This is a genomic window from Ruegeria sp. B10, assembly GCF_056539825.1.
Genome location: NZ_JBQFVP010000006.1, coordinates 36355 through 57998, shown reverse-complemented (window position 1 = coordinate 57998; position 21644 = coordinate 36355). Strand labels below are relative to the sequence as shown.

18 protein-coding genes and 1 pseudogene are annotated in these 21644 nt (G+C 56.1%); 13 read left to right on the top strand and 6 right to left on the bottom strand.

Annotated elements, in window-relative coordinates; genetic code table 11:
* Positions 1-68: 68 nt before the first annotated feature.
* Complete coding sequence (locus tag ACR0J4_RS09750) at positions 69-584, top strand: MarR family transcriptional regulator (protein WP_170642914.1); 516 nt, start codon at positions 69-71, stop codon at positions 582-584.
* 81 nt (positions 585-665) lie between these two features.
* On the opposite strand, the gene ACR0J4_RS09745 is transcribed toward ACR0J4_RS09750, so the two are convergent.
* Positions 666-1289, bottom strand: a complete 624-nt coding sequence (locus ACR0J4_RS09745) for an alpha/beta hydrolase (protein ID WP_170642913.1) — start codon at positions 1287-1289, stop codon at positions 666-668.
* A 971-nt stretch (positions 1290-2260) separates the two neighbouring features.
* Between ACR0J4_RS09745 and ACR0J4_RS09740 the strand changes: the two genes are divergently transcribed.
* From ACR0J4_RS09740 to ACR0J4_RS09730, 3 genes are all read left to right on the top strand, one after another.
* Positions 2261-3295, top strand: coding sequence for an amino acid ABC transporter substrate-binding protein (locus tag ACR0J4_RS09740; protein ID WP_170642912.1), 1035 nt, complete (start codon positions 2261-2263; stop codon positions 3293-3295).
* Positions 3296-3367: 72 nt separating this feature from the next.
* Positions 3368-4501: an ABC transporter permease subunit gene (locus ACR0J4_RS09735; protein WP_170642911.1), complete on the top strand. Its 1134-nt coding sequence runs from the start codon at positions 3368-3370 to the stop codon at positions 4499-4501.
* A 1-nt stretch (position 4502) separates the two neighbouring features.
* Positions 4503-5570 carry an amino acid ABC transporter permease gene (locus tag ACR0J4_RS09730; RefSeq protein ID WP_170642910.1) on the top strand — a complete coding sequence of 356 codons (1068 nt, stop codon included), beginning with the start codon at positions 4503-4505 and terminating at the stop codon, positions 5568-5570.
* Positions 5571-5666: 96 nt separating this feature from the next.
* On the opposite strand, the gene ACR0J4_RS09725 is transcribed toward ACR0J4_RS09730, so the two are convergent.
* Genes ACR0J4_RS09725 through metC form a run of 3 tightly spaced genes read right to left on the bottom strand, consistent with a single transcriptional unit; the run spans position 5667 to position 8352 of the window.
* Positions 5667-6551, bottom strand: a complete 885-nt coding sequence (locus ACR0J4_RS09725) for an MBL fold metallo-hydrolase (protein WP_170642909.1) — start codon at positions 6549-6551, stop codon at positions 5667-5669.
* 15 nt (positions 6552-6566) lie between these two features.
* Entirely contained in the window at positions 6567-7202 is a 636-nt protein-coding gene (locus ACR0J4_RS09720) for a VOC family protein (protein ID WP_170380825.1), read from the bottom strand.
* A 10-nt stretch (positions 7203-7212) separates the two neighbouring features.
* Entirely contained in the window at positions 7213-8352 is a 1140-nt protein-coding gene (gene metC, locus ACR0J4_RS09715; RefSeq protein WP_170642908.1) for a cystathionine beta-lyase, read from the bottom strand.
* A 128-nt stretch (positions 8353-8480) separates the two neighbouring features.
* Here metC and ACR0J4_RS09710 point away from each other — a divergent pair, with 128 nt between their 5' ends.
* Positions 8481-10814: a molybdopterin-dependent oxidoreductase gene (locus tag ACR0J4_RS09710; protein ID WP_480668447.1), complete on the top strand. Its 2334-nt coding sequence runs from the start codon at positions 8481-8483 to the stop codon at positions 10812-10814.
* Positions 10811-11578, top strand: coding sequence for an IclR family transcriptional regulator (locus ACR0J4_RS09705; RefSeq protein ID WP_170380821.1), 768 nt, complete (start codon positions 10811-10813; stop codon positions 11576-11578). The genes ACR0J4_RS09710 and ACR0J4_RS09705 overlap by 4 nt, the downstream gene beginning before the upstream one ends.
* A gap of 20 nt (positions 11579-11598) precedes the next feature.
* Here ACR0J4_RS09705 and ACR0J4_RS09700 read toward each other — a convergent pair whose 3' ends face one another.
* Positions 11599-11994, bottom strand: coding sequence for a rhodanese-like domain-containing protein (locus ACR0J4_RS09700; RefSeq protein WP_170380819.1), 396 nt, complete (start codon positions 11992-11994; stop codon positions 11599-11601).
* A gap of 129 nt (positions 11995-12123) precedes the next feature.
* Between ACR0J4_RS09700 and ACR0J4_RS09695 the strand changes: the two genes are divergently transcribed.
* From ACR0J4_RS09695 to ACR0J4_RS09665, 7 genes are read left to right on the top strand one after another with little or no spacing between them, the layout of a single operon-like run.
* Positions 12124-13398 (top strand): NAD(P)/FAD-dependent oxidoreductase, encoded by a 1275-nt coding sequence (locus tag ACR0J4_RS09695; protein WP_170642906.1) that lies wholly within the window; start codon positions 12124-12126, stop codon positions 13396-13398.
* Between the two features lie 6 nt (positions 13399-13404).
* On the top strand, positions 13405-15471 hold the full coding sequence (locus ACR0J4_RS09690; protein ID WP_170642905.1) for a hydantoinase/oxoprolinase family protein: 2067 nt from the start codon (positions 13405-13407) through the stop codon (positions 15469-15471).
* Between the two features lie 3 nt (positions 15472-15474).
* On the top strand, positions 15475-17121 hold the full coding sequence (locus tag ACR0J4_RS09685) for a hydantoinase B/oxoprolinase family protein (RefSeq protein ID WP_170642904.1): 1647 nt from the start codon (positions 15475-15477) through the stop codon (positions 17119-17121).
* Between the two features lie 6 nt (positions 17122-17127).
* Complete coding sequence (locus ACR0J4_RS09680) at positions 17128-17874, top strand: SDR family oxidoreductase (protein WP_170380811.1); 747 nt, start codon at positions 17128-17130, stop codon at positions 17872-17874.
* Entirely contained in the window at positions 17871-19772 is a 1902-nt protein-coding gene (locus tag ACR0J4_RS09675; RefSeq protein ID WP_170642903.1) for a propionyl-CoA synthetase, read from the top strand. The genes ACR0J4_RS09680 and ACR0J4_RS09675 overlap by 4 nt, the downstream gene beginning before the upstream one ends.
* On the top strand, positions 19769-20113 hold the full coding sequence (locus tag ACR0J4_RS09670; protein ID WP_170642902.1) for a RidA family protein: 345 nt from the start codon (positions 19769-19771) through the stop codon (positions 20111-20113). The genes ACR0J4_RS09675 and ACR0J4_RS09670 overlap by 4 nt, the downstream gene beginning before the upstream one ends.
* Before the next feature lie 13 nt (positions 20114-20126).
* Complete coding sequence (locus tag ACR0J4_RS09665; RefSeq protein ID WP_170380804.1) at positions 20127-20870, top strand: amino acid ABC transporter ATP-binding protein; 744 nt, start codon at positions 20127-20129, stop codon at positions 20868-20870.
* Positions 20871-21122: 252 nt separating this feature from the next.
* Here the strand turns inward: ACR0J4_RS09665 and ACR0J4_RS09660 are convergent.
* Positions 21123-21494: pseudogene (locus tag ACR0J4_RS09660) on the bottom strand (IS6 family transposase); the annotation flags it as partial.
* Between the last annotated feature and the right edge of the window lie 150 nt (positions 21495-21644).

Here is a 21644-nt window from a genome sequence, read left to right as displayed (position 1 = left end):
TAATCGAGTACGATTTTATTGAAGTCAAGTCTTTTCAGATCTCTTTCTCATGCATAAGTTCAGGTGCAATGAAGAACGAACCACCAAACGACCCGCGTCTCGACACGCTCCTGTGTTTCAGTGCTTACGCGTTGAACCGTGCTTTCGGTCGATTCTATCAGGCTGCCTTTTCGGAAACAGGCATGACCTATCCCAAATTCGTGATCTTGATGGCTTTGGACGAGGCAGGTCCGATGACTGTGTCTGAGCTATCTTCCAAAGCAGGGGTCGAGCCGAACACACTGTCGCCACTGCTCAAGAAGATGGCGGGTTTCGGCATCCTAACCCGGACCCGCGCGGAGCAGGACGAGCGTCGTGTACTGATCGAAATAACCGAGTTCGGCACCCAGGTGTTGACCAGAGCACGGCGCGTGGTCGCCGAAGGTTATGAAGCCCTGGACCTGGATGATGCCAATCCGAATGAACCTTTGTCCTATATGGAAAAAGTCCGCTGCGCGCTAGAGCTGGCACAGCCTCCAAAGCTGATGATTGATGATCTGAAAGAGGAGCAAGAGGCCGCTCAAGCAAACACGGCTAAACAGTAAATGCCAAGGAGTTGCAGGCCAACGTGGCCGCCAAACTCAGTTCGAGTAGTTCCGTAATTGTCATTCTCCTTTGATTTCCGATTACTTGGCAGCTTGGACAATCATGTTCGCAGCGACATTGGGATAAGTCAGAATCGGGACGTGGCTGGTGTCGGCTTCAACCGCCTTTGCGTTCAGTTTGTCGAGCTGTGCGCATTGAATATCGGTCTGCGTCATTCGATCCTGTGTTGAAACCACGGTGAAGTTGGGTTTGGTTTTCCAGGCCGCATGTTTCACGGGCGTACCCAAAGAAGCACTGTTGATCGGACATTGTGAGGCAGCAATCGCAGCGATCGCTTCTTTGGGCAGGTCGAAAGCGAAGTGTTCGGCCACGCATTTGTCGGTCAGGCGATAGTAACCTGCGTCGTCCTTATCCAGGTGATCGAGCCCTTCAGCATGGGGGAAATCTGCGGTGTAGCTACCAAGCGATTGCCCTTCGTCCGTTGCAAATGCCGCCGCAGAGACTAGCGATTGTACTTTGTCTATTAAGCCAGCTTCGGTGATGACCAGGCCGCCCAAGGAATGCCCAACCAGTACAACGGGTTCTTCCAGTCTTTCGATTGCTCGGTTTGTGGCCTCGATGTCCGCTTCCAGCGAACTAAGTGGAATTTGAACGGCAATAACGTTGAACCCCGCGCCCTCTAGCAATGGTTCACCCGGTTTCAAGCTGAGCCGTCCGCGAATGCACCGTGGACGAGCACCACGGATTTTGCGGTCAATGTCTGTGCATAGGTGGCAGAGCCAATAGCGATTGCGAATCCTGCGGCGGATACTGCTTTTAGTACTTTTCGACGTTTCATAGTGGGCGCTCATTGTTAAAGCTAGTGCATTAGGTAGTTGGAGTTAGCTAGTGCACTAGCCAAGTAACAAGATCACGAGCTTGGCTTGTGTTCGCGCTATCCCATGGTTCTACGACGGTCGCGAAGGTGTTTCATCCACGTATCGACCTGGCTATCCGTCACGCCTAAGGCACACCCAAGACGCTCTGGCGCATCCAGTGCACGTGCGCGCGTTGCGTGGCCTTTTTCCGTAAGAAACACTTTAAATCTACGCTCATCTTCTTTTCAGCTAGGGCGTAGTTGTTGCCCCCTCAAGCTCAAGGTAATCCACGATTTCTTGGACACTCCTGCCGTCCTTTTCCCAGAGAACAAGCAAAGTCAAATATTGTAGTTGGGTAAGGCCCAGTTCGTCCAGGATGCCGGAGTATTTTCGTGATAGCGCGCGACATCGAATAGAGCGCAAAGCAAAGTTACTCGTTAATCAAAGGTGCGGATTGTTACTTGGTCTCAACTTGTGACATCTGTGTATTCCTCTTGAATTTCCAATTTAATTCTAGGGCGCTAGGCAATCAAGTCGTGCCCATTCGTGAGTGATCCTCAACAAGCTAATTCTCCGCGTGGTTCCGAGTTTTGCCGCGCACTTCATCTTTCGAGCGCGGCGCCCTGATCTTCCAATAAACCGGAGAATACTTAATCACAGGCACCCGTTGCGCGCCTAAAATCTGAGCGAAATGTTCGCGGTTTTTGAGTTCAACTGCGTGTCCCAGTTTCGAAACTGTTGACTCGTTGCGGCAAGTTGTTCATTCTCTATATCGACACGTATGTGCCGAAATATAGAACAACAGTGGAGTTAGAAAAATGCAAGTCAAAGGTTTAGCGGCCGGATTGGCCGTTGCCGCAGGGCTCACCTTCCCAAGTCTGGCGATGGCAGAAAGCCCTACCATCAAAGCAATTCAGGACCGCGGCACCTTGCTGTGCTCGGGCCACAACGGTTCCTATTTCGGTTTTGTCGAAGTGAATGATAAAAACGAGTGGAAAGGCCTGGATATCGATCTTTGTCGCGCGATGACGACAGCGCTGCTGGGCGATCCGGAAAAGTCAAAGATCGTCCCACTGAGCTGGGCGCAGCGGTTCCCCGCGCTGCAATCGGGTGATGTTGATGTCATCATCAAAGCCACTGGCTGGACCATGGGCCGTGACACTGAGCTGGGTCTGCAGTTCTCAATCCCCTATTTCTTTGGTGGCGCCCAGTTCATGGCGCATGGCGATCTGGGGATCACCGAAGCAAAAGATCTGGAAGGTGGCACAATCTGTGTCGAAGCCGGCACCACGATCGAGCGTATTGCGGCCAACTACCTGCAAAGCCTTGGCGTTGAACACACAATGGTCAGCTATGAAAAAGCATCGGAACTGCGTGCGGCGTATCTGGCCAACCGCTGTGACAGCTTTGTCGCCTGGGGTCCATTCCTGGCGGTCCTGCGTGCGACCGAAATGGAGAACCCCGACGCACATGTGATCCTAAACGATCAACTGTCGAATGAGCCGATCTCGGCCGCGATGCGTCAGGGTGATGAAGACTTTGTCGACTTCACCAACTGGATGTTGGCCGCTTTGCTGATCGCCGAAGAAGAAGGCATCACCTCGGAGAATGTCGAAGAAATGGCAGCCAATCCGCCGAACCCGAAAATCGCGCGCCTGCTGGGGGCAGAGCCGGGCATGGGTGAGCGTCTTGGCATCCGTGACACATGGGCCAAAGAGATGATCGCGGCCGTCGGCAACTATGGCGAGATTTACCACCGTAACCTTGGTGACAACAGCCCGTACAAGCTAGAACGCGGTCTGAACAATCTCTGGAGCCACGGTGGCGTTCTGTACGCCCCACAGCTTGACTAAGTACTGACTTAGCCTCGGGGCCGAGTAGTGTTGCGGCCCCGCACCTTCTCTAAAATCAGAAGATTAAGAGCCATGGACGCATCCGAACTGAAGGCGCGAGCCAACAGGCGCAAATTGATTATACAAAGCGCGCTGATCGTATTTTCTGCGCTGGTCGTTATCAGCGCCATCCAAAGCGCCAAGGTCAATCTGAATGCGCTGGGCCTTGCCAGCGGCTTTGGGTTCCTTGAACGGTCAACCGGCTGGTCCTACTCTTTCTCGCTGATCGACCGAGATATCAACGACAGTTACGCCCGAACCCTGACTATCGGGTTCCTGAACACCGTTTTCTTGGGCTTTCTGACGATTGTCCTGTCCACGGTCTTTGGTTTTCTCATCGGGACATTCCGCGATGCACGGAACCCGGCACTGAAAACCGCTGCGATGGTCTATATCCAGACCTTCCGGAACATTCCGCTGATCCTCCAGGGCATCTTCTGGTACGCCGTTGTGATCCACTTACCGGGTCCTCGGCAGGCGATGACCCTTGGCGAAGCGATTTTCCTGTCCAATCGCGGGTTAATGATCCCGCTGCTGAATGTGTCTCTGACTGTGGCTCTTGTCATGGTCTTGGTTCTGATCGCTGCAGCATTCTTTCTGTCGCGGATGAAGATCAGCTTTGCCAAGATCGCGCTGGCGCTGATCGGTCTGGGCTTTTTCATGGTACTGGTCGCAACCGGCCTGACAGTTCCGGCGGGTGAGGGCGCAATTTCCTGGCCCGCGCTGAAGGGCCTGCGGTTTGAGGGCGGCCTGACGATCTCACCAGAACTGCTGGTCATGATAATCGCCATCACGCTGTATGGCTCGGCCTATATCGCCGAGGTTGTGCGCGGAGGCCTCGCCGAAGTGCCCAAGGGACTGATCGAGGCCGGTGAGGCGCTGGGACTGACCCAACGTGCGATCTGGGCACGGATCAAGATGCCCATGGCGCTGCGGACGATTATTCCGCCGCTTGGCAACCAGTGGATTTTCATCATGAAAGCCACAACCATCGGTGTCGCCATCGGGTTCTCTGACCTGTTCTATATCGTCTCGACTTCGATCACGCAGTCCGGGCAGACGCTGGAACTGATCGCCATCCTCATGGGCGCGTTCCTTCTGGTCAATTTCTCGATTGCTCAGTTCATCAATTGGCTGAATGAAAGCCTAAAACTGAAGGCGCATTGATATGGCTGACGCGGTACTTAACAAGAAATTCGATTGGGAGAAATTCCGCCGCCGCTCGTTCGCCACGCCAACGGATTCGATCATCACGGTTGTTGTCTTCGCGGGCCTTGCATGGCTGGTATGGCAGGCGCTGAGTTGGGGTGTGTTCCACGCGGTGTGGAGCGCGGACAATGTTGCGGAATGTGGCCATGGCGGGGCGTGTTGGTCGGTTATTGATGCCCGGCACCGGCTGATCCTGTTTGGTCTCTACCCATATGAAGAACACTGGCGGTCGGCCTTGGCCTGCTTGTCGATTATCGGCACGGTCATCATTTCGTGTTTTCCTTGGACCTGGACGGCCAAGCGCCTGTCGACCATCTGGATAGTGGGCTTCGCCACCTACTTCCTTTTGATGGAAGGCAACCTGTTGGGTCTGCCGCAGGTCACTTCCGACCAGTGGGGCGGTCTGGCGCTCACGTTGTTCCTGTTCTCAAGCGTTGTTCTGATCGGGATGCCAATGGGGCTGGGTTTGGCGCTGATGCGCCGCTCCGAGATGCCCGTCGTGCGCGGGTTTGCCTCGCTGGTGATCGACACGATCCGCTCTCTACCGTTGCTAACAACTCTTTTCACAGCCGCGGTGGTGATCCCGATCCTGCTGCCAAGCTGGTTGGAAGGGGACAAGATTTGGCGCGTAATCATTGCGTTTGGCTTGTTCTTCGCCTGCTATCAGGCCGAAGTGCTGCGTGGCGGTTTTCAGGCCATCACCAAAGGACAGTTCGAAGCGGGCAAGGCCCTGGGGCTGACCTATTGGCAGATTCTGGGGCGCATTGTTCTGCCGCAGGTGTTCCGCCACGCGCTGCCAGCCACGGTCAACAACGTTGTTGTGACCTTCAAGGAAACCGCGATCGTGATCATCATCGGATTCTTCGATGTGCTTGCCTCGGCCAATGCGGCCTTCGGGACAGGCGAATGGGCACCTTACTACATAGAAGTGTTGGCTTTTGTCGCCGCGATCTACTGGGTGTTCCTGTTTGGCCTTGGCCAGTACGGCGAATACCTCAAGCGGCGCATGAAAGTTGCAGAGCGGTAATCTCCCCAACTTCCCATGAAATCCGCCACTGCAAAAGCAGCCGCCCATCTAAGACCAGATGGGCGGTTTGTTTTTTTGTGAGTGGTGGTTGAGTGTTTAAAGCTTATTGATGGGGGTCTTGAGGACCATGTTCCCCTCTTCATCCTCGGGGACATCTCCAGCGCGCATGTTCACCTGAAGTGATGGCAGGATGAGTTTTGGAACGGCCAACTGGGCGTCGCGCTCCGTGCGGAACTTGATGAATTCTTGCCGCGATATGCCGCCGCCAACATGGATGTTCTTGGCCTTCTGCTCGCCAATGGTGGTTTCCCACGCAATCGCGCGCCCTCCGGGGCCGTAGTCGTGGCAGATGAAAAGCCGCATCTCATCGGGCAGCGAAAGAACCCGCTGGATCGAGTCATAAAGCTGCCCGGCATCGCCGCCCGGGAAGTCGGCGCGCGCTGACCCTCCGTCCGGCATGAACAATGTGTCGCCGACAAAAACGGCGTCACCGATCACATGGACCATGCAGGCCGGTGTGTGACCCGGTGTGTGTAGCGCAAAGCAGGACATGCCGCCCAGTTGATACGCCTCGCCATCCGCAAAAAGCGCGTCAAACTGCGAGCCGTCGCGCTGAAACTCTGTCCCTTCGTTGAAGATCTTGCCAAACGTGTCCTGAACGGTTTGCACATGTTCGCCTATGCCGATCTTGCCGCCCAACTCCTGCTGCAGGTAAGGCGCGGCTGACAGGTGGTCGGCATGGACATGCGTTTCGATGATCCATTCAAGGGTCAGATCGTTCTCGCGAATATAGGCGATGACCTGATCGGCGCTTTCAAAGGTCAGGCGGCCTGCTGAAAGTTCGAACTCCATCACTGGATCGACAATTGCACAGGCCGTCGAGTCTGGGTCGTGCACGACATAGGTAATCGTGTTGGACCCCGGATCAAAGAAACCGGTAACCTCCGGTTTTTGCGACAGATTGACCGATGGGATCGTCATAGAGCACCTATTGTTTTAGTCGAGCGTTACCGTTCCATTTGGGCTTCCCAGAACAAAGGAAAGCGCGGTGGGGCCTTCGGAAATCTCTGCCAGATGCGAGATCTGGAGTTTTTCAAACATGTCTGTCAGGCGCGCAGCATTCGGCGTCTGCACCCGCACCTTTGAAAGCGTCACGCCCAGGTTCTGCTGGCCGGTTGACGGGTGAGGACCGGGGGACCATTCGATGAAGGCCGGAAGTAGGCCGTTTTCAGGCAGATGCCCGTCTTTTGGGACGGTCAGACGCCAGGTCCGGTCACCGCGCTGGAAATGGACAACTTCACCCAGATCAACCGGGCTGGCGGCGATGACGGCATCCAGATCATCGGTGTTCACCACCCAGCACAGCGCGCGTGGGCGCTCTTTCAGCCGGTCTTGCGTCGCGGGATCATCCAGAGTGAACCAACGGACCCGGCCCGGATCGGGGGCGTCGGGGTCGATTGCTATCAGTTCAAAGAAGCTCTCGTTCCCTGCCTGCATGACGCAGTTATGCGTGCTCATCGCATCGTGTTTCGAGCCTTGCGGCACCTCGACACCCAACGCGTCTTTCATGGCCGTAACGCCGTGCGCCAGAGTGCCTGCGCCGATGGCAAAATGGTCGATCTTGTTGAGCATTCTCATATCCTTACTGATCAAGCAGGGGGAGGGCGTTGGCGAGGTCTGCTTTCAGACTTTCAAGGTTCTCCAACCCGATATTGAAACGGACAAGCTGGCCAGTTTCCGACCACTTGGTCGCTGTGCGCACAGGGGTGACCGGCAGGGCGAGGCTTTCATAGCCGCCCCAGCTTACGCCGATGCCGAAATGGTGCAGCGCGTCGACAAAGCGATGCGCCGCGCTTTCGCTTGTAGTGTGGAAGATGACGCCAAACAGCCCGGCCGCGCCGGTAAAATCCCGCGCCCAGTTTTCGTGACCGGGGCAGGAGGGCAGCGCCGGGTGCAGAACGGTTTTCACCTGTGGCTGATCTCCAAACCACATTGCCATTTCGCGACCGGCTTTGTCGAAATGCTCCATCCGCAGCTTCAGTGTTCTGAGCCCGCGCAGGGCGAGCAGGATTTCCTGCCCTCCGGTTTTATCCCCGACCTGCATCACCGCCTTGCGAATAACTTTGGCATAAGCGGCGTTGCTGGCGGTGATCCCCAGCATGCAGTCCGAGTGGCCCGAGATGTATTTGCTGCCCGAGTAGACAACGATTTCGACGCCCCATGACAGCGGTTGGCTGAAGACGGGCGTCCCCCATGTGTTGTCGAGGATCGTGGGTACATTCGCAGATTGTGCCGCTGCTGCGATGGCCCGGATATCTGGCATCTCGAACGTGCCGGAGCCCGGGCTTTCAAACATAATCGCAGCGGTTTCGGCGCGGATCAGATCGCTGATTGCGCTGCCGATCATCGGGTCGAAGTACTCGATCTCGACCCCTTGCTGGGTCAGCAGCCCGTCGCAGAAGACGCGGGTGTTGCCGTAAACGTTGTCTGCGACCAGAACGTGGCAGCCGGGGTGGGTCAGCGCCATCAGCGTCGTTGTGATGGCGGCCACCCCAGAGGATGTCAACGTGATCGCTTCGGCGCCTTCAAGTTTTGCCAGCATCTGCTCAAGCTTAAAGGTCGCGGCATTGCCATAGCGCCCATAATAAAGTGTGCCGCTTTCATATCGCGCATCGCGTGCAGCAGCAAATTCGGCAAAGCTGTCGAAAACCATTGTTGAGCCGAGTTCAATCGGCATATTAACATGTCGACCCTCAACACGATCGGGACGTCCATCCTGCACAAGGCAGTCTGCTAGATTAAGTGGGGTGTCTTGCACTTTTGTGCCCTCTAATGCTGTTCAGCATGATGACAGCCTACCAGTTTTGTGTCAATATTCGGAAAGACAGTATTTTATACCGGAACAAAGACGTGACCGCAGAAACGACCCGGACCCTGACCGGAAACCATTGGGGTGCTGGTATTTCAGAAACAAAGGACGGCAAACTGGTCGCGGTTCACCCGCATCCTGACGACCCGAATCCTTCAGAGATCAACCGCAATGTAGCCTCTAGTCTGAATGGTCGTGCGCGCGTATTGCGTCCGGCTGTCCGTCGTGGATGGCTGGAAGGTGAGGGCGTACGTGGACGCGACAGTTTTGTCGAGGTCAGCTGGGATGACGCGCTGGAGCTTGTTGCCGCCGAACTGACCCGAATACGTCAAACTTTTGGTAACACAGCTATCTATGGCGGGTCATATGGGTGGTCCAGCGCGGGCCGTTTTCATCATGCTCAAAGCCAGCTTAAGCGTTTCCTAAACGGGCAGGGCGGGTTCGTCCGGTCCGAGGGAAACTATAGCTACAATGCTGCACTAGTACTGATGCCCCATATCGTAGGGCCGTTCCGGACCCATGTTGCACAGGCGACCCGTTGGCAGGTCGTCGCCAAACATACCGATCTTGTCGTGATGTTCGGGGGTATGGCCACGCGGAATACGCAGGTCAGTGACGGTGGCGTTGCCAAGCACAGGATGATGGACAATCTGAAGGCTTGTTGTGAAGCTGGAGTTAAGTTCGTTAACTGCAGCCCGCTGAAAAGTGATGCTGCGGATGAGATCCGGGCCGAATGGTTGCCGCCAAAACCCGGTACCGACACAGCGGTTATGATGGGGCTTGCACACACCTTACTGTCCGAAGGGCTTCATGACTCGGAATTTCTCGATCGATACACGGTCGGGTTTGAAAAGATGGCGGCATATCTACGCGGCGAGGCCGATGGGGTCATAAAATCAGCGGAATGGGCGGCTGCGATATCTGGTGTTCCAGCGGAACGTATTACATCCCTCGCACGCGAGATGGCGGCAGGCCGCACGATGATCACCTGTGCAGCAGCGCTTCAGCGAGCGGATTTCGGTGAACAGCCTTTATGGATGACGGTTACCTTGGCTGCGATGCTGGGTCAGATCGGACTGCCCGGCGGAGGTTATACTGTTGGATATGGTGTGAACGCCAATATAGGAAACATCGAGCGCCCCTTCCGCTGGGGTACATTCCCTCAGGGTAAAAACCCGATTTCGGATTTCATTCCGGTGGCAATGATTGCAGAAATGCTTCTCAATCCGGGCGAGGAGTACAAGTACAACGGGGAGACCCGTGTTTTCCCGGATATTCGCATGGTCTGGTGGGCTGGAGGGAATCCATTTCACCACCATCAGGATTTGCGGCGTCTACACAGGGCATTTCAGCGACCGGAAACCATCATTGTGAACGAGTTGAACTGGACTTCGACGGCTCGTCACGCAGACATTGTCTTACCTGTCGCAGCGCCGCAGGAGCGCACGGATTTTGGCGGTGGCAAATCAGACAATGCTCTGGTGCCCATGCCTGCGAGTGCAGAACCTCCGGGGGAAGCGCGGGCGGAATTCGACGTCTATGCTGATCTCGCCGAACGTCTGGGAACAGCGGAGCAGTTCTCCGAAGGGCTAGACAGCGACGGTTGGTTGCGCCGTATCTGGGATCAAACGCAAAAGGCAGCCAGCGCATCCGGAGAGAGTATTCCCGATTGGCAAACTTTCATCAGCGGTGATTTTGTTGAGCTGAAGGACCCGTCCCCCACTCAGGTCTTTATGGCTGAGTTCCGGCAGGACCCCGAAGCGAACCCTTTGCATACACCAAGTGGCCGCATCGAAATCTATTCGGACCGTATTGCAGGGTTTCAATTGGACGACTGCAAGGGGCACGCGACTTGGTTTCAGCCACGGGATGCCGCTGCGGGCAAACAGCCCTTTTATCTGTTGTCGGGTCAACCGGGCACACGGTTGCACTCTCAGCTAGATAATGGCGACTATAGCCTGAGCCGAAAAATACGCGGGCGCGAGCCGGTTCTGATCCATCCGGACGATGCGGCGGAACGGGGTATTGCAAACGGCGATATCGTCGAATTGTTCAACGAACGCGGTCGTTGTTTGGCGGGCGCGCGTGTCACAGCTGATATTTTGAAAGGTTGTGTTTTTCTGTGGACCGGCGCCTGGTATGACCCCGACTATGACGCACCACAGGACCGTGACCGGCATGGCAACCCGAACGTACTGACCCATGACATGCGCACGTCGAGCCTGACCCAAAGCCCGGCTTCACATTCAACAATGGTCGATATGCAGCGTTATGACGGAGAGGTTCCTGATTTGATTGTTCATGACCAACCTGCGTTTGAAGCCGCTTCTCGTTCTGCTATACAGCACAAGTTGCGAGGAAAGGATAAGCAGTGAGCGAAACACCCAAAGAACCTAAGGTCGACTCTACTCTGTCCAAAGGCTTGGCTATTTTGGAAAACCTCGCTGCGTCTCAGGGTAGTAAGGGCGTAACTGAGCTCTCCCGCGAACTGGAATTGACGAAATCTAATACATTTCGTCTTTTGCAGACCTTAAACACGCTTGGTTATGTCAAACACCTTGATGACAAGACATACGCTGCAACCTTGAAGACCTGGCAAGTTGGGCGCAGTTCCGTCGAAAACCTGAATCTGCGTGCCGCGGCTGCCCCCGAGATGGCGTATCTAAGTCAAGAAACGGGAGAAGCTATCTATCTTGCTGTGCCGGAAGGTTTGAATGTCATCTATATCGATAAGGTTGAAAGCCTGAAGCCTATCCGATCTTGGAATCCCGTAGGTGGAAGTGCGCCCATTTACTGTGTCGGAACGGGCAAGGCCATTCTGTCGAGCAATTTTGAGCAATTCCGCGAAAAGCTGAATGGTCAACTGGCTCGATACACTGACAGAACCCTGACGACGCTGGATGAACTAGAGACAGATGTACAGGAAACTCGCAAACAGGGTTATGCCTTTGACCGCGGAGAGTTCCGCGATCGTATTCTAAGTTTTGGCGCACCCATCCTGTTGCCAGATGGAGAGGCGATCGCCGCCCTTGGCATCTCACTCCCCGACATCAACCTAAGTGATGGCGGGGAAGACCGTTTAGGCAGATTGGTCCATCACGCCGCAGAAAGCGTGACGCAGAAGCTGCGCCAACTCTAGCCCGCAGCCTTTGCCGGCTATCAGTCCTTCTTTTCGACTGGACCGCCGGATTTTTCCCACGAGCCGAAGCCTTCTTTTAGGTGCGCGGCTTCAAATCCCATATCCTGCAGCGTGGCGACGGTGATGGCAGAGCGCCAACCAGAGGCGCAATGAAAGACGTACTTCTTGCCTTCCTGAGCGAATACGTCTTTGTGGTAGGGGCTGTCGGGGTCAACCCAAAATTCAATCATTCCGCGCGGTGCGTGGAAACTGCCTGGGATGAAACCGGTGCGCTGACGTTCTCGTACGTCACGAATGTCTACAACAACAACGTTGGGGTCGCCGACCATCGCGATCAGATCTGCTGTTTCAATCTCTTCAATTCGATCACGTGATTCCTGCACCATCTGAGCTGCTGTTTTCTTAAGCTGGGCCATGTCCATTGTTCCGATATTTAAAACGAGCTTTTCATATATTGACACAAAGTTGGCTTCATTGCAACTTAGGATAACAGGAATCACCAGACTGTATGGCGTATTCGTAGTTAGAAAAGAGGGTGCCCGCGCATGATTACAGACAGCCCAATCTCTCTTTGGGATGTGTCCGCGGAGGAGCCGGATATTCGCAATCCGATGACTGGCGACGCGGAAGCGGATGTCGCAATCGTTGGTGGGGGCTTCACGGGTCTTTCAACAGCGCTTCACTGTGCGGAGAAGGGGCTGAGTGCCCATGTGCTCGAGGCCAAGCATATCGGCTTCGGTGGCTCGGGTCGCAATGTGGGTTTGGTCAATGCCGGGGTCTGGCACCCCCCTGCCGCCGTTCGGGAGAAGCTGGGCGATAAGTACGGGCCGCGCTTCGTCACGCGGTTTGGCGAAGGGCCGGCACAAGTTTTTGATCTTATCGAAAAACACCAGATTCGCTGCGAAGTGACCAAGACAGGGACCATTCACGCCGCGCACGCGCCGTCCGGTTTCGAGGACCTAAAAGCGCGTCACGCCGAGTGGGCGCGTCTGGGAAAGCCGGTCGATTTGCTTTCGCCAGATGAAATGGTCGAGAAAACCGGAACAAGCGTATTCTATGGTGGCCTACTGGATCATCGCGCAGGCACGATCAACCCGATGGGCTATTGCCGAGGGCTTGCGCGGGCAGCAAAAGGCGCGGGAGCCGAAATCAACACCGGCGTTTGCGCAACTAACCTACGACGCGACGGCGAGAAATGGGTTGTTGAAACCGACAAGGGTACGGTCCGCGCTAACTATGTTGTGCTGGGCACAAACGCATATAGCGACGCTTTGTGGCCTGACCTGAACCGCGTGTTCACCATGATCCACTATTTTCAGTTGGCTACGAAACCACTGAAAGGAGACATGTCTCATATCCTACCGGGTCGTCAGGGCATCTGGGATACGGGCCAGATCATGTTTAGTATTCGACGTGATGCACATGATCGCCTCGTGATCGGTTCCATGGGTACGGTCGTGGGCTCAGTCGGGCGCGGGCTGTCGCATCGCTGGGCCAAAAAGAACCTCGCCCGCCTTTATCCCGAACTGGGTCCGGTTGAATTCGAAGAGGCCTGGCATGGTCAGATCGCTATGACTCCGGACCACCTGCCGCGCATCTATCAGTTGGCCCCGAACCTATTGACCCCAATCGGCTACAATGGGCGTGGCATCACGACAGGCACGATCTTTGGTGAGTGCATGGCCAATCTGATCTCGGGCATGGACCCGGCGGACCTTCCGCTGCCCATGACCGAGCTTTCGACCGTCCCGTCAGCCCCGATTATGTCCCGTCTGTATCAGACGGCGTTCACGGCCAACCAAATCCTCAAGAGCCTTTAGAGTCCCATGAGCAAGATCGATATTCGCGTAGGCGTCGACATTGGTGGAACCTTTACGGATGTCGCACTGCAGCATCCCGGCGGATTGTCTACCAGCAAAGTCCTCACCAACTATAGCCAACCGGAACAGGCGATTCTGGATGGCATCGTCAAAGCGGCGGATCAGGCCAGCATTGCATTGGGCGATATTAGGCAGGTCATTCACGGCACAACGCTGGTGACCAACTCGCTAATAGAACGGCGCGGCGCAAAGACCGCCTTCATCACCACCGAAGGGTTTCGGGACGTGATTGAGATGCGTTCGGAAAACCGGTTCGAGCAATACGATCTGAACCTAAACCTGCCCAAACCGCTGGTGCCGCGTCAGGACCGGTTCACCCTGAAGGAGCGCATGGGCCCGGACGGAAAGGTTCTTCTTGCGCTGGATCTGTCCGAGGTCAACGCGATGGTCGACACGATCAAAGCGGGTGGGTTCGAGGCGGTTGCCATCGGTCTGATGCACGCCTACGCCAATGACGCGCATGAGGTTGCCATGGGCGAGGCGCTGAGCAAGGCCTTGCCAAACCTGTCGATTTCGCTGTCCTCGGTGATTTCACCTCAGATGCGGGAACTGCCTCGGTTTAACACCGTGATCGCAAACGCCTATGTGCAGCCACAGGTCGCCGACTATCTGGGCCGTTTGGTGGCCCGCCTGCGCGAAATGGGCGTGAACGCCCCTGTGTTTATGCTGCATTCCGGCGGTGGGTTGATTTCGGTTGAAACAGCTGCGGAACAGCCCGTACGGCTGCTGGAATCCGGCCCTGCGGGCGGGGCAATCTTTGCTGCCGATTTTGCACGGGCACACGGTCTGGACAAGGTGCTCAGCTTTGACATGGGCGGAACAACAGCCAAAATCTGCTTGATTGAAGATGGCGCGCCCAAGACGGCCAATACGTTTGAAGTCGCGCGAACCTATCGGTTCAAAAAAGGCTCGGGCATGACTGTGTCGACGCCTGTTGTGGAGATGGTCGAGATCGGAGCCGGGGGCGGTTCGATTGCCTCTGTGGATAGGATGGGGCGACTTCAAGTTGGGCCGCGCTCAGCGGCGTCCGAACCCGGCCCGGCCTGCTACGGGCGTGGCGGGACAGAGCCAACCGTGACCGATGCCAATCTGCTGCTTGGCCGTCTGGATCCGGACAATTTTGCTGGCGGTGCTATCCCGTTGCACATGACGGAATCCGAAAAGGCCGCCGCCAAATTGAACCTCTCTGCAGGGGATGCCGCCTTTGGTATCACTGAATTGGTGGATGAGAACATGGCCAACGCCGCGCGGGTTCATACGGTCGAGAACGGGCGCGACATTGAGCATTTCACTATGATTGCCTTTGGAGGCGGCGCACCGCTGCATGCCTGCCGTCAATGTGAAAAGCTTGGGATCAAGGCGCTGATAATCCCACCGGGTGCGGGCGTGGGTTCGGCCATTGGGTTTCTGAAGGCTCCGTTCAGTTTTGAGGCGACACGCGGGCTGTTTCAGCGATTGGACGATTTCGACGCTGGGGCGGTGAACGCTGCGTTGATCGAGATGGAAGCCGAAGCGCGTGCATTTGTCGATGAAGGCGCCAAGGGTGCAGAAACTGAAATCCGTCTGACCGCGCAAATGCGTTATTCCGGTCAGGGCTGGGAAATACCCGTGGCGCTTCCTCACAAACAATTCGAAGACAGCGACGTATCGCTGATCCTCAACGCTTTCGAAGATGCCTATCGCATACTCTTTGGCCGGGTCATCGACGGGTTGGCAGTTGAGATCACCAACTGGCTGCTGACAGTGTCCACGGTTTTGCCAGATGCCGAACCTGTCGTTGGCTACAAAAACGGATCTGACGCGAATGTCGCGCGGACGCGCGAGTTTTTCGACACCGCCCTACGCAAATCCGTCGCGGCACGTGAGGTAGAACGGTCGAGTATGACAGCAGGTAAGGCCGTCGAAGGCCCCGCGATAATTGTCGAATCCGAAACATCAACCGTAGTCACTTCGGGTTATCGCGCGGTGGGGCAGGGCGATGGAAGTATGCTCTTGCTGGCGAAGGAGACTTAAGCAATGGGTGCGTCAGATATCGATCATCAGATCATGTGGAACCGCTTGATTGCGGTTGTAGAGGAACAGGCCACAACGCTGATCCGCACGGCCTTTTCAACCTCGGTCCGCGAGGCGGGCGACCTGTCGGCGGGACTGTTCGACCAAGAGGGACGGATGATCGCACAGGCGGTGACTGGAACTCCGGGCCACGTCAATGCGATGGCGGAAAGCGTCACGCATTTCGCCTCTCTAATCGGACCGCAGAACACTTTCGACGGCGATGTCTTCATCACCAACGATCCTTGGATGGGCACAGGCCACTTGCATGACATCACCGTAGTTACCCCAGTGTTCCGCAAGGGTGTTCACATCGGGTATTTTGCTTGCACAGCACATGTGGTGGATATCGGCGGGCGTGGATTTGGCCCGGACGGCAATGAGGTGTTCGAAGAGGGCCTCCTGATCCCCATCACTAAGTTCGCAGAACGTGGTCAGGTTCAACCTCTGCTCATCGAGATGATCCGCGCCAATGTGCGCACCCCGGATCAGACCGTTGGCGACATGTACTCGTTGGCCGCCTGTAACGAAGCGGGTGACCGCCGTCTACAGGCGATGATGGATGAGTTTGGTATCGACGATCTGCAATCGTTGTCGGATTTCGTCATCGAGACCAGCCGTAAGGCCACGCTCGAGGCTATCGCCAAAGTGCCCTCGGGCACCTTTCACGAAACCATGCAGGTCGATGGATATGACGCACCGGTGCATATGGAGGTGACCCTCAGCGTCGATGGCGATCAGTTGCTGGCTGATTTCGCAGGCACATCGGGCATGAGCCGGTTCGGCGTCAACTGCCCCGAAGTCTATACGCGCGCCTATGCTTGCTACGCGCTAAAATGCGCGATTGCGCCCGAGGTGCCGAACAATACAGGCTCGCTTGAACCATTCCGCATCACCGCGCCGGAAGGCTGCATTCTGGCGGCCAAACGCCCCGCGCCGGTTTCAGTACGTCACGTCGTGGGCCACCTGGTGCCAGATGTTGTTCTGGGCGCATTGCACAAGGCGATGCCGGACACGGTTCCGTCTGAGGGCGCAAGCGCGCTATGGAACATCCAGATTTCCGCCCGCGCATCCGACCCGGAAAGCGGGCTGCCGAACCGCGAGGTGCTGATGTTCAACTCGGGTGGTGCCGGTGCGCGCCCTGGTTTTGACGGGCTGAGCGCCACCGCCTTCCCTTCGGGCGTATCAACCATGAGCGTTGAGGCGACCGAGCATGTGGGGCCGATCACCGTCTGGCGCAAGGATTTGCGCGAAGGTTCCGGCGGGGCAGGGGCTCTGCGCGGCGGTTTGGGCCAGACCATCGAGATCGAACCGCGCGAGGGCTATGATTTCTACTTCAACGCTATGTTCGATCGGGTCGAAAACCCCGCGCGCGGGCGCAACGGTGGGCTCGCCGGTGGTGCAGGTGCGGTCGAATTGTCTGATGGAACGAAGCTGCGCTCTAAGGGTCGGCAATTGGTCAAGAACGGTCAGCGTCTGAAACTCAGCCTGCCTGGTGGCGGAGGCTACGGAGCGCCAGAACAGAGGGATCGTAACGCAGTGGCCGATGACTTGGCCGCCGGATTCATCACGACCGTCCAAGCAAAGCAAGATTACGGATTCGAGGGATAATCGCAAATGGCTGAAACTCATATTGCAGTCGTAACCGGCGCCGCTCAGGGCATCGGACTAGCCTGCGCCGAGGCGCTGAGCGAGGATGGCTACAAGGTCATTCTAGTCGATATTCAGGACAACGTGCACGAGGCTGCCGCCAAGCTGGGCGGGGTCGGAATGGTCTGCGACATGGGCGACATGAATGCGATCAGCGCCATGTTCGATACGATCGAGGCCGAACATGGCCCGGTCTCGGCGTTGGTAAACAACGCTGGGATCGCAATGCCCGGCAACTTTCTGGATTATGACCTTTCCAACTTTGACCGAGTGATGGATATCAACCTCCGCGGCGTGTTTGTGGCAATGCAGCGGGCTGCGAAGACGATGGTCGAGCAGGGCATCGAGGGCACGATTGTCAACATGTCGTCGATCAATGCGCAGGTCGCAATCCCTGCGATCCCCGCCTATTGCGCGTCGAAAGGCGGTGTCATGCAGCTGACCAAGGCGGCAGCATTGGCGCTGGCTCCGAAAAACATCCGTGTTAACGCGGTAGGTCCGGGCTCGATTGATACTGAAATGATGGCGAGTGTTAATGCAAACCCAGAAGCCTACAAGATGGCGATGTCTCGCACGCCAATGGGCCGAGCAGGTACCGCGCGTGAGATCGGCGATGTAGTGGCGTTTCTGTGCTCGAAAAAGGCCAGCTACGTAACGGGTGAAACGATCTACGTCGATGGCGGTCGCCTCGGCCTGAACTATGTGATGTCATGAGCTACGCAGGCGCATATGCAAGCTGGCAGTCAGACCCCGAGGCGTTCTGGGAGAAGGCCGCCGAACAGGTCGATTGGTTCTCGCCAGCCGAGAAAGTCTTTGACGCAGATATGGGTGTTTATGGGCGCTGGTTCGCCGGTGCAACTTGCAACACCTGCTGGAATTGCGTCGACCGCCATGTTGAGGCTGGTCATGGCGAACGCAACGCGCTTGTCTATGACAGCCCGGTAACGAACACGGTTCAAACCTTCAGCTTTGGTGAACTGAAGGCCGAAGTTGGCGCTCTGGCATCGGTCATGAGGGCGCATGGCGTTGGCAAAGGCGACCGCGTCGTCATCTATATGCCAATGGTGCCACAGGCAGTGTTTGCAATGCTGGCCTGCGCTCGTTTGGGAGCGATCCACTCGGTCGTTTTTGGCGGCTTTGCGCCGCATGAACTGGCTACCCGCATCAACGATGCCGCACCCAAGATGATTATCTCGGCCTCCTGCGGGATCGAGCCGGGTCGGATCGTGCATTACAAACCATTGCTGGATGCTGCAATTGAGGAAGCCACCACCAAGCCCGCGCATTGCCTGATCCTGCAGCGCGACATGGAACTGGCGGAGCTAACCCTGGGCCGCGATCTGGACTATGCCGAACTGATCGACGCAGCAAAGGCGGCGGGGGAAACCACGGAATGCGTGCCGGTTGCGGCGACCGATCCACTCTATATCCTCTATACCTCCGGAACCACCGGCCAGCCCAAAGGCGTTGTGCGCGACAATGGCGGGCACATGGTGGCGCTGAAATGGACGATGGAGCACCACTATGGGATCAATCCCGGTGAGGTGTTCTGGGCGGCATCAGACGTGGGATGGGTCGTCGGGCATTCCTATATCTGCTACGGGCCGCTGCTGCATGGCTGCGCCACAGTGGTTTACGAAGGCAAGCCGGTGGGCACGCCTGATGCCGGAGCGTTCTGGCGGGTTATTCAGGATCATGAGGTTGCCGCGCTGTTCACCGCTCCGACCGCTTTCCGCGCGATCAAGAAAGAGGACCCCAAGGGCCAGTTGATCCGGCAATATGATCTGTCGAAATTCCGCACGCTGTTTCTGGCCGGCGAACGCTCGGATCCAGCGACGATTCAATGGGCTGAGGAAAAACTACAACGCCCGGTAATCGACCATTGGTGGCAGACTGAAACCGGTTGGGCCATGTCTGGTAACCCGGTGGGCCTGGGACAATTCCCGGTCAAGTATGGCTCACCCGGAAAGCCAATGCCTGGCTACGAAATTCAGGTTTTGGATGACGAAGGCCATGAGGTCCCGCCTGGTACCTTGGGCAACATCGTCTGCAAACTACCGCTGCCGCCCTCGGGCTTTCCCACACTTTGGAACGCGCCGGAACGGTTCCTGACTTCGTATATGAACGAATTCCCTGGCTACTACGCCACATCGGATGCCGGGATCATTGATGAGGACGGCTATGTCTTCATCATGGCCCGCACGGATGACATCATCAACGTAGCCGGGCACCGCCTGTCGACCGGTGCGATGGAAGAGGTGATCGGGGCCCATCCCGACATCGCTGAATGCGCTGTGGTCGGTGCGGCGGATGCATTGAAAGGCCAGATGCCACTGGGGTTCTATGTGACCAATGACGGCGCCGATCGGGACTCTAGTGAACTGGAAAAAGAGCTGGTCGCGTTGATGCGGGAACAGATCGGGGCGGTCGCAGCCTTTAAAACCGCCATTCCGGTCAAACGGTTGCCGAAAACACGCTCTGGCAAGGTTTTGCGCGGGACGATGCAGAAGATTGCCGACAGTGTTGAATTCAAGATGCCGGCTGCCATCGACGATCCGGCCATTCTGGATGAGATTTCCGACGCGCTGAAGGGCCGGGGGCTGCTGAAATGATAGAACGTCTCCACACCGGTGCCCGGATGTCGAAGATCGTCAAGCACAATGGCGTCGCCTATCTGTGCGGTCAAGTTGGTGCGGGTGACAGCGTCACAAAACAGACGCAAGACTGCCTGTCGCGCGTTGATGCCCTGCTTGCCGAGGCGGGCTCGGACCGTGAACATATCCTGCAGGCCACCGTCTGGCTGCGCGATATGGCGGACTTTGCTGAAATGAACGCTGTCTGGGATGCCTGGGTGCCTAAGGGCCATGCGCCCGCCCGCGCCTGTGGCGAGGCCCGTCTGGCGCGGGACGTATTGAAAGTTGAGATCATCATCACAGCCGCAATCAAAACCTAAAGGGGAGACCGCCATGTCCGAAACACCGGCCGTCAGACTAAGCAAGGTGGAAAAATACTACGGGTCTTTCCACGCCCTCAAGAACGTAAACCTGACCGTGAGCAAGGGCGAAAAAATTGTCGTCTGCGGGCCGTCTGGATCGGGTAAATCAACCATGATCCGCACGATCAACCAGCTTGAGGAACATCAGTCCGGTCTGATCGAGATCAATGGCCACGCAATCAGCGCCGAAGATCCCAATATCGACAAGCTGCGGCAGGATGTTGGTATGGTGTTTCAGCACTTTAACCTATTCCCGCATATGACGATCCTTGAGAACTGCACGCTGGCCCCGATGCTTGCGCGAAAAATCTCGCAGTCCGAGGCCGAAGAGACCGCGATGATGTATCTGGAAAAGGTCCAGATCGCCAATCAGGCGCCCAAGTATCCCGGCCAGCTTTCAGGCGGTCAGCAGCAGCGCGTGGCCATCGCGCGCGCGCTGTGTATGAAGCCGGATATCCTGCTGTTTGACGAGCCGACCTCGGCATTGGACCCCGAAATGATCGGTGAGGTTCTGGACGTCATGGTTCGTTTGGCCGAAGAAGGCATGACCATGATCTGCGTGACCCATGAGATGGGATTTGCCCGCAAAGTTGCTGATCGGATCATCTTTATGGATGCCGGTGAAATCATCGAAGAGGACGATCCCGAAAGCTTCTTTACCAATCCCAAGAGCGAGCGGACGAAGAATTTTTTGGAACAAGTTCTAGTTCATTAAGGAGCAAGAACTCACTCTTAGAAAGTCAAATTAGTTGGGCATCCAGCTAGAACACACTTCGCTACAACTCTGGGTGTGGTCTCTTCCTCAGAACATCCCGCTTTGTACGGTAGAAGGATATATGTCCAATGAAAGCTCTTGTTTTGGCTCATATTCAGTTTAGGCTTGCATTTGAGTTGCTCGATAGAAATGGCTTTGGTCCATTTCTCTTTACAAACTGAACGCTTTGGGAACTTGGGGTTGCGTATCAAAATTCCAATAAATCGCTGGGGTGAATAACTTTGTAGCGGCTGGTTTAACTCGACGTCGCGATAGCATTAAGTCAAGAGTCTTGTCGTGCTTGTCGACAGCTCGATAGAGGAAAAACCACGCGCCTTTTAATTTGATGTACGTTCGGTCCATTCTCTACGAACGATCACACGGGTTTTTGCGTCGGTGTGCTGCCTCCGCGATTGCACCAGAATATTGTGCTACCCGTCAGTTTAGCGTTTTGTGGTCTACTGAAACACCGCGTTCCGTCATGATTTCTTCCAGATCCCGGTATGAAACACCGTAGCGTAGTTGGATGAATACCGCGTGCAAAATCACGTCTTTCGGAAAATGCGCACCCTTGAAGGAAACCATGAGCTGACTTTCGGCTGAAATACATGAGCGGCTATTCACTCTCAGCATTCCCGAGTGTCAATGGTCAAAATTTGTAACATATCGACGTTGGAACCTACGGGCTCGACAATCCAGTCAAAAGGTTCGCGACACATCCCAAACGGCTTACTA

Coding starts and splice junctions, on each gene's coding strand:
- ACR0J4_RS09670 (WP_170642902.1), top strand. CDS start 19,769: ATGATAGAACGTCTCCACACCGGTGCCCGGATGTCGAAGATCGTCAAG.
- ACR0J4_RS09695 (WP_170642906.1), top strand. CDS start 12,124: ATGATTACAGACAGCCCAATCTCTCTTTGGGATGTGTCCGCGGAGGAG.
- ACR0J4_RS09680 (WP_170380811.1), top strand. CDS start 17,128: ATGGCTGAAACTCATATTGCAGTCGTAACCGGCGCCGCTCAGGGCATC.
- ACR0J4_RS09690 (WP_170642905.1), top strand. CDS start 13,405: ATGAGCAAGATCGATATTCGCGTAGGCGTCGACATTGGTGGAACCTTT.
- ACR0J4_RS09700 (WP_170380819.1), bottom strand. CDS start 11,994: ATGGCCCAGCTTAAGAAAACAGCAGCTCAGATGGTGCAGGAATCACGT.
- ACR0J4_RS09730 (WP_170642910.1), top strand. CDS start 4,503: ATGGCTGACGCGGTACTTAACAAGAAATTCGATTGGGAGAAATTCCGC.
- ACR0J4_RS09675 (WP_170642903.1), top strand. CDS start 17,871: ATGAGCTACGCAGGCGCATATGCAAGCTGGCAGTCAGACCCCGAGGCG.
- ACR0J4_RS09665 (WP_170380804.1), top strand. CDS start 20,127: ATGTCCGAAACACCGGCCGTCAGACTAAGCAAGGTGGAAAAATACTAC.
- ACR0J4_RS09740 (WP_170642912.1), top strand. CDS start 2,261: ATGCAAGTCAAAGGTTTAGCGGCCGGATTGGCCGTTGCCGCAGGGCTC.
- ACR0J4_RS09720 (WP_170380825.1), bottom strand. CDS start 7,202: ATGCTCAACAAGATCGACCATTTTGCCATCGGCGCAGGCACTCTGGCG.
- ACR0J4_RS09750 (WP_170642914.1), top strand. CDS start 69: ATGAAGAACGAACCACCAAACGACCCGCGTCTCGACACGCTCCTGTGT.
- ACR0J4_RS09685 (WP_170642904.1), top strand. CDS start 15,475: ATGGGTGCGTCAGATATCGATCATCAGATCATGTGGAACCGCTTGATT.
- ACR0J4_RS09735 (WP_170642911.1), top strand. CDS start 3,368: ATGGACGCATCCGAACTGAAGGCGCGAGCCAACAGGCGCAAATTGATT.
- ACR0J4_RS09725 (WP_170642909.1), bottom strand. CDS start 6,551: ATGACGATCCCATCGGTCAATCTGTCGCAAAAACCGGAGGTTACCGGT.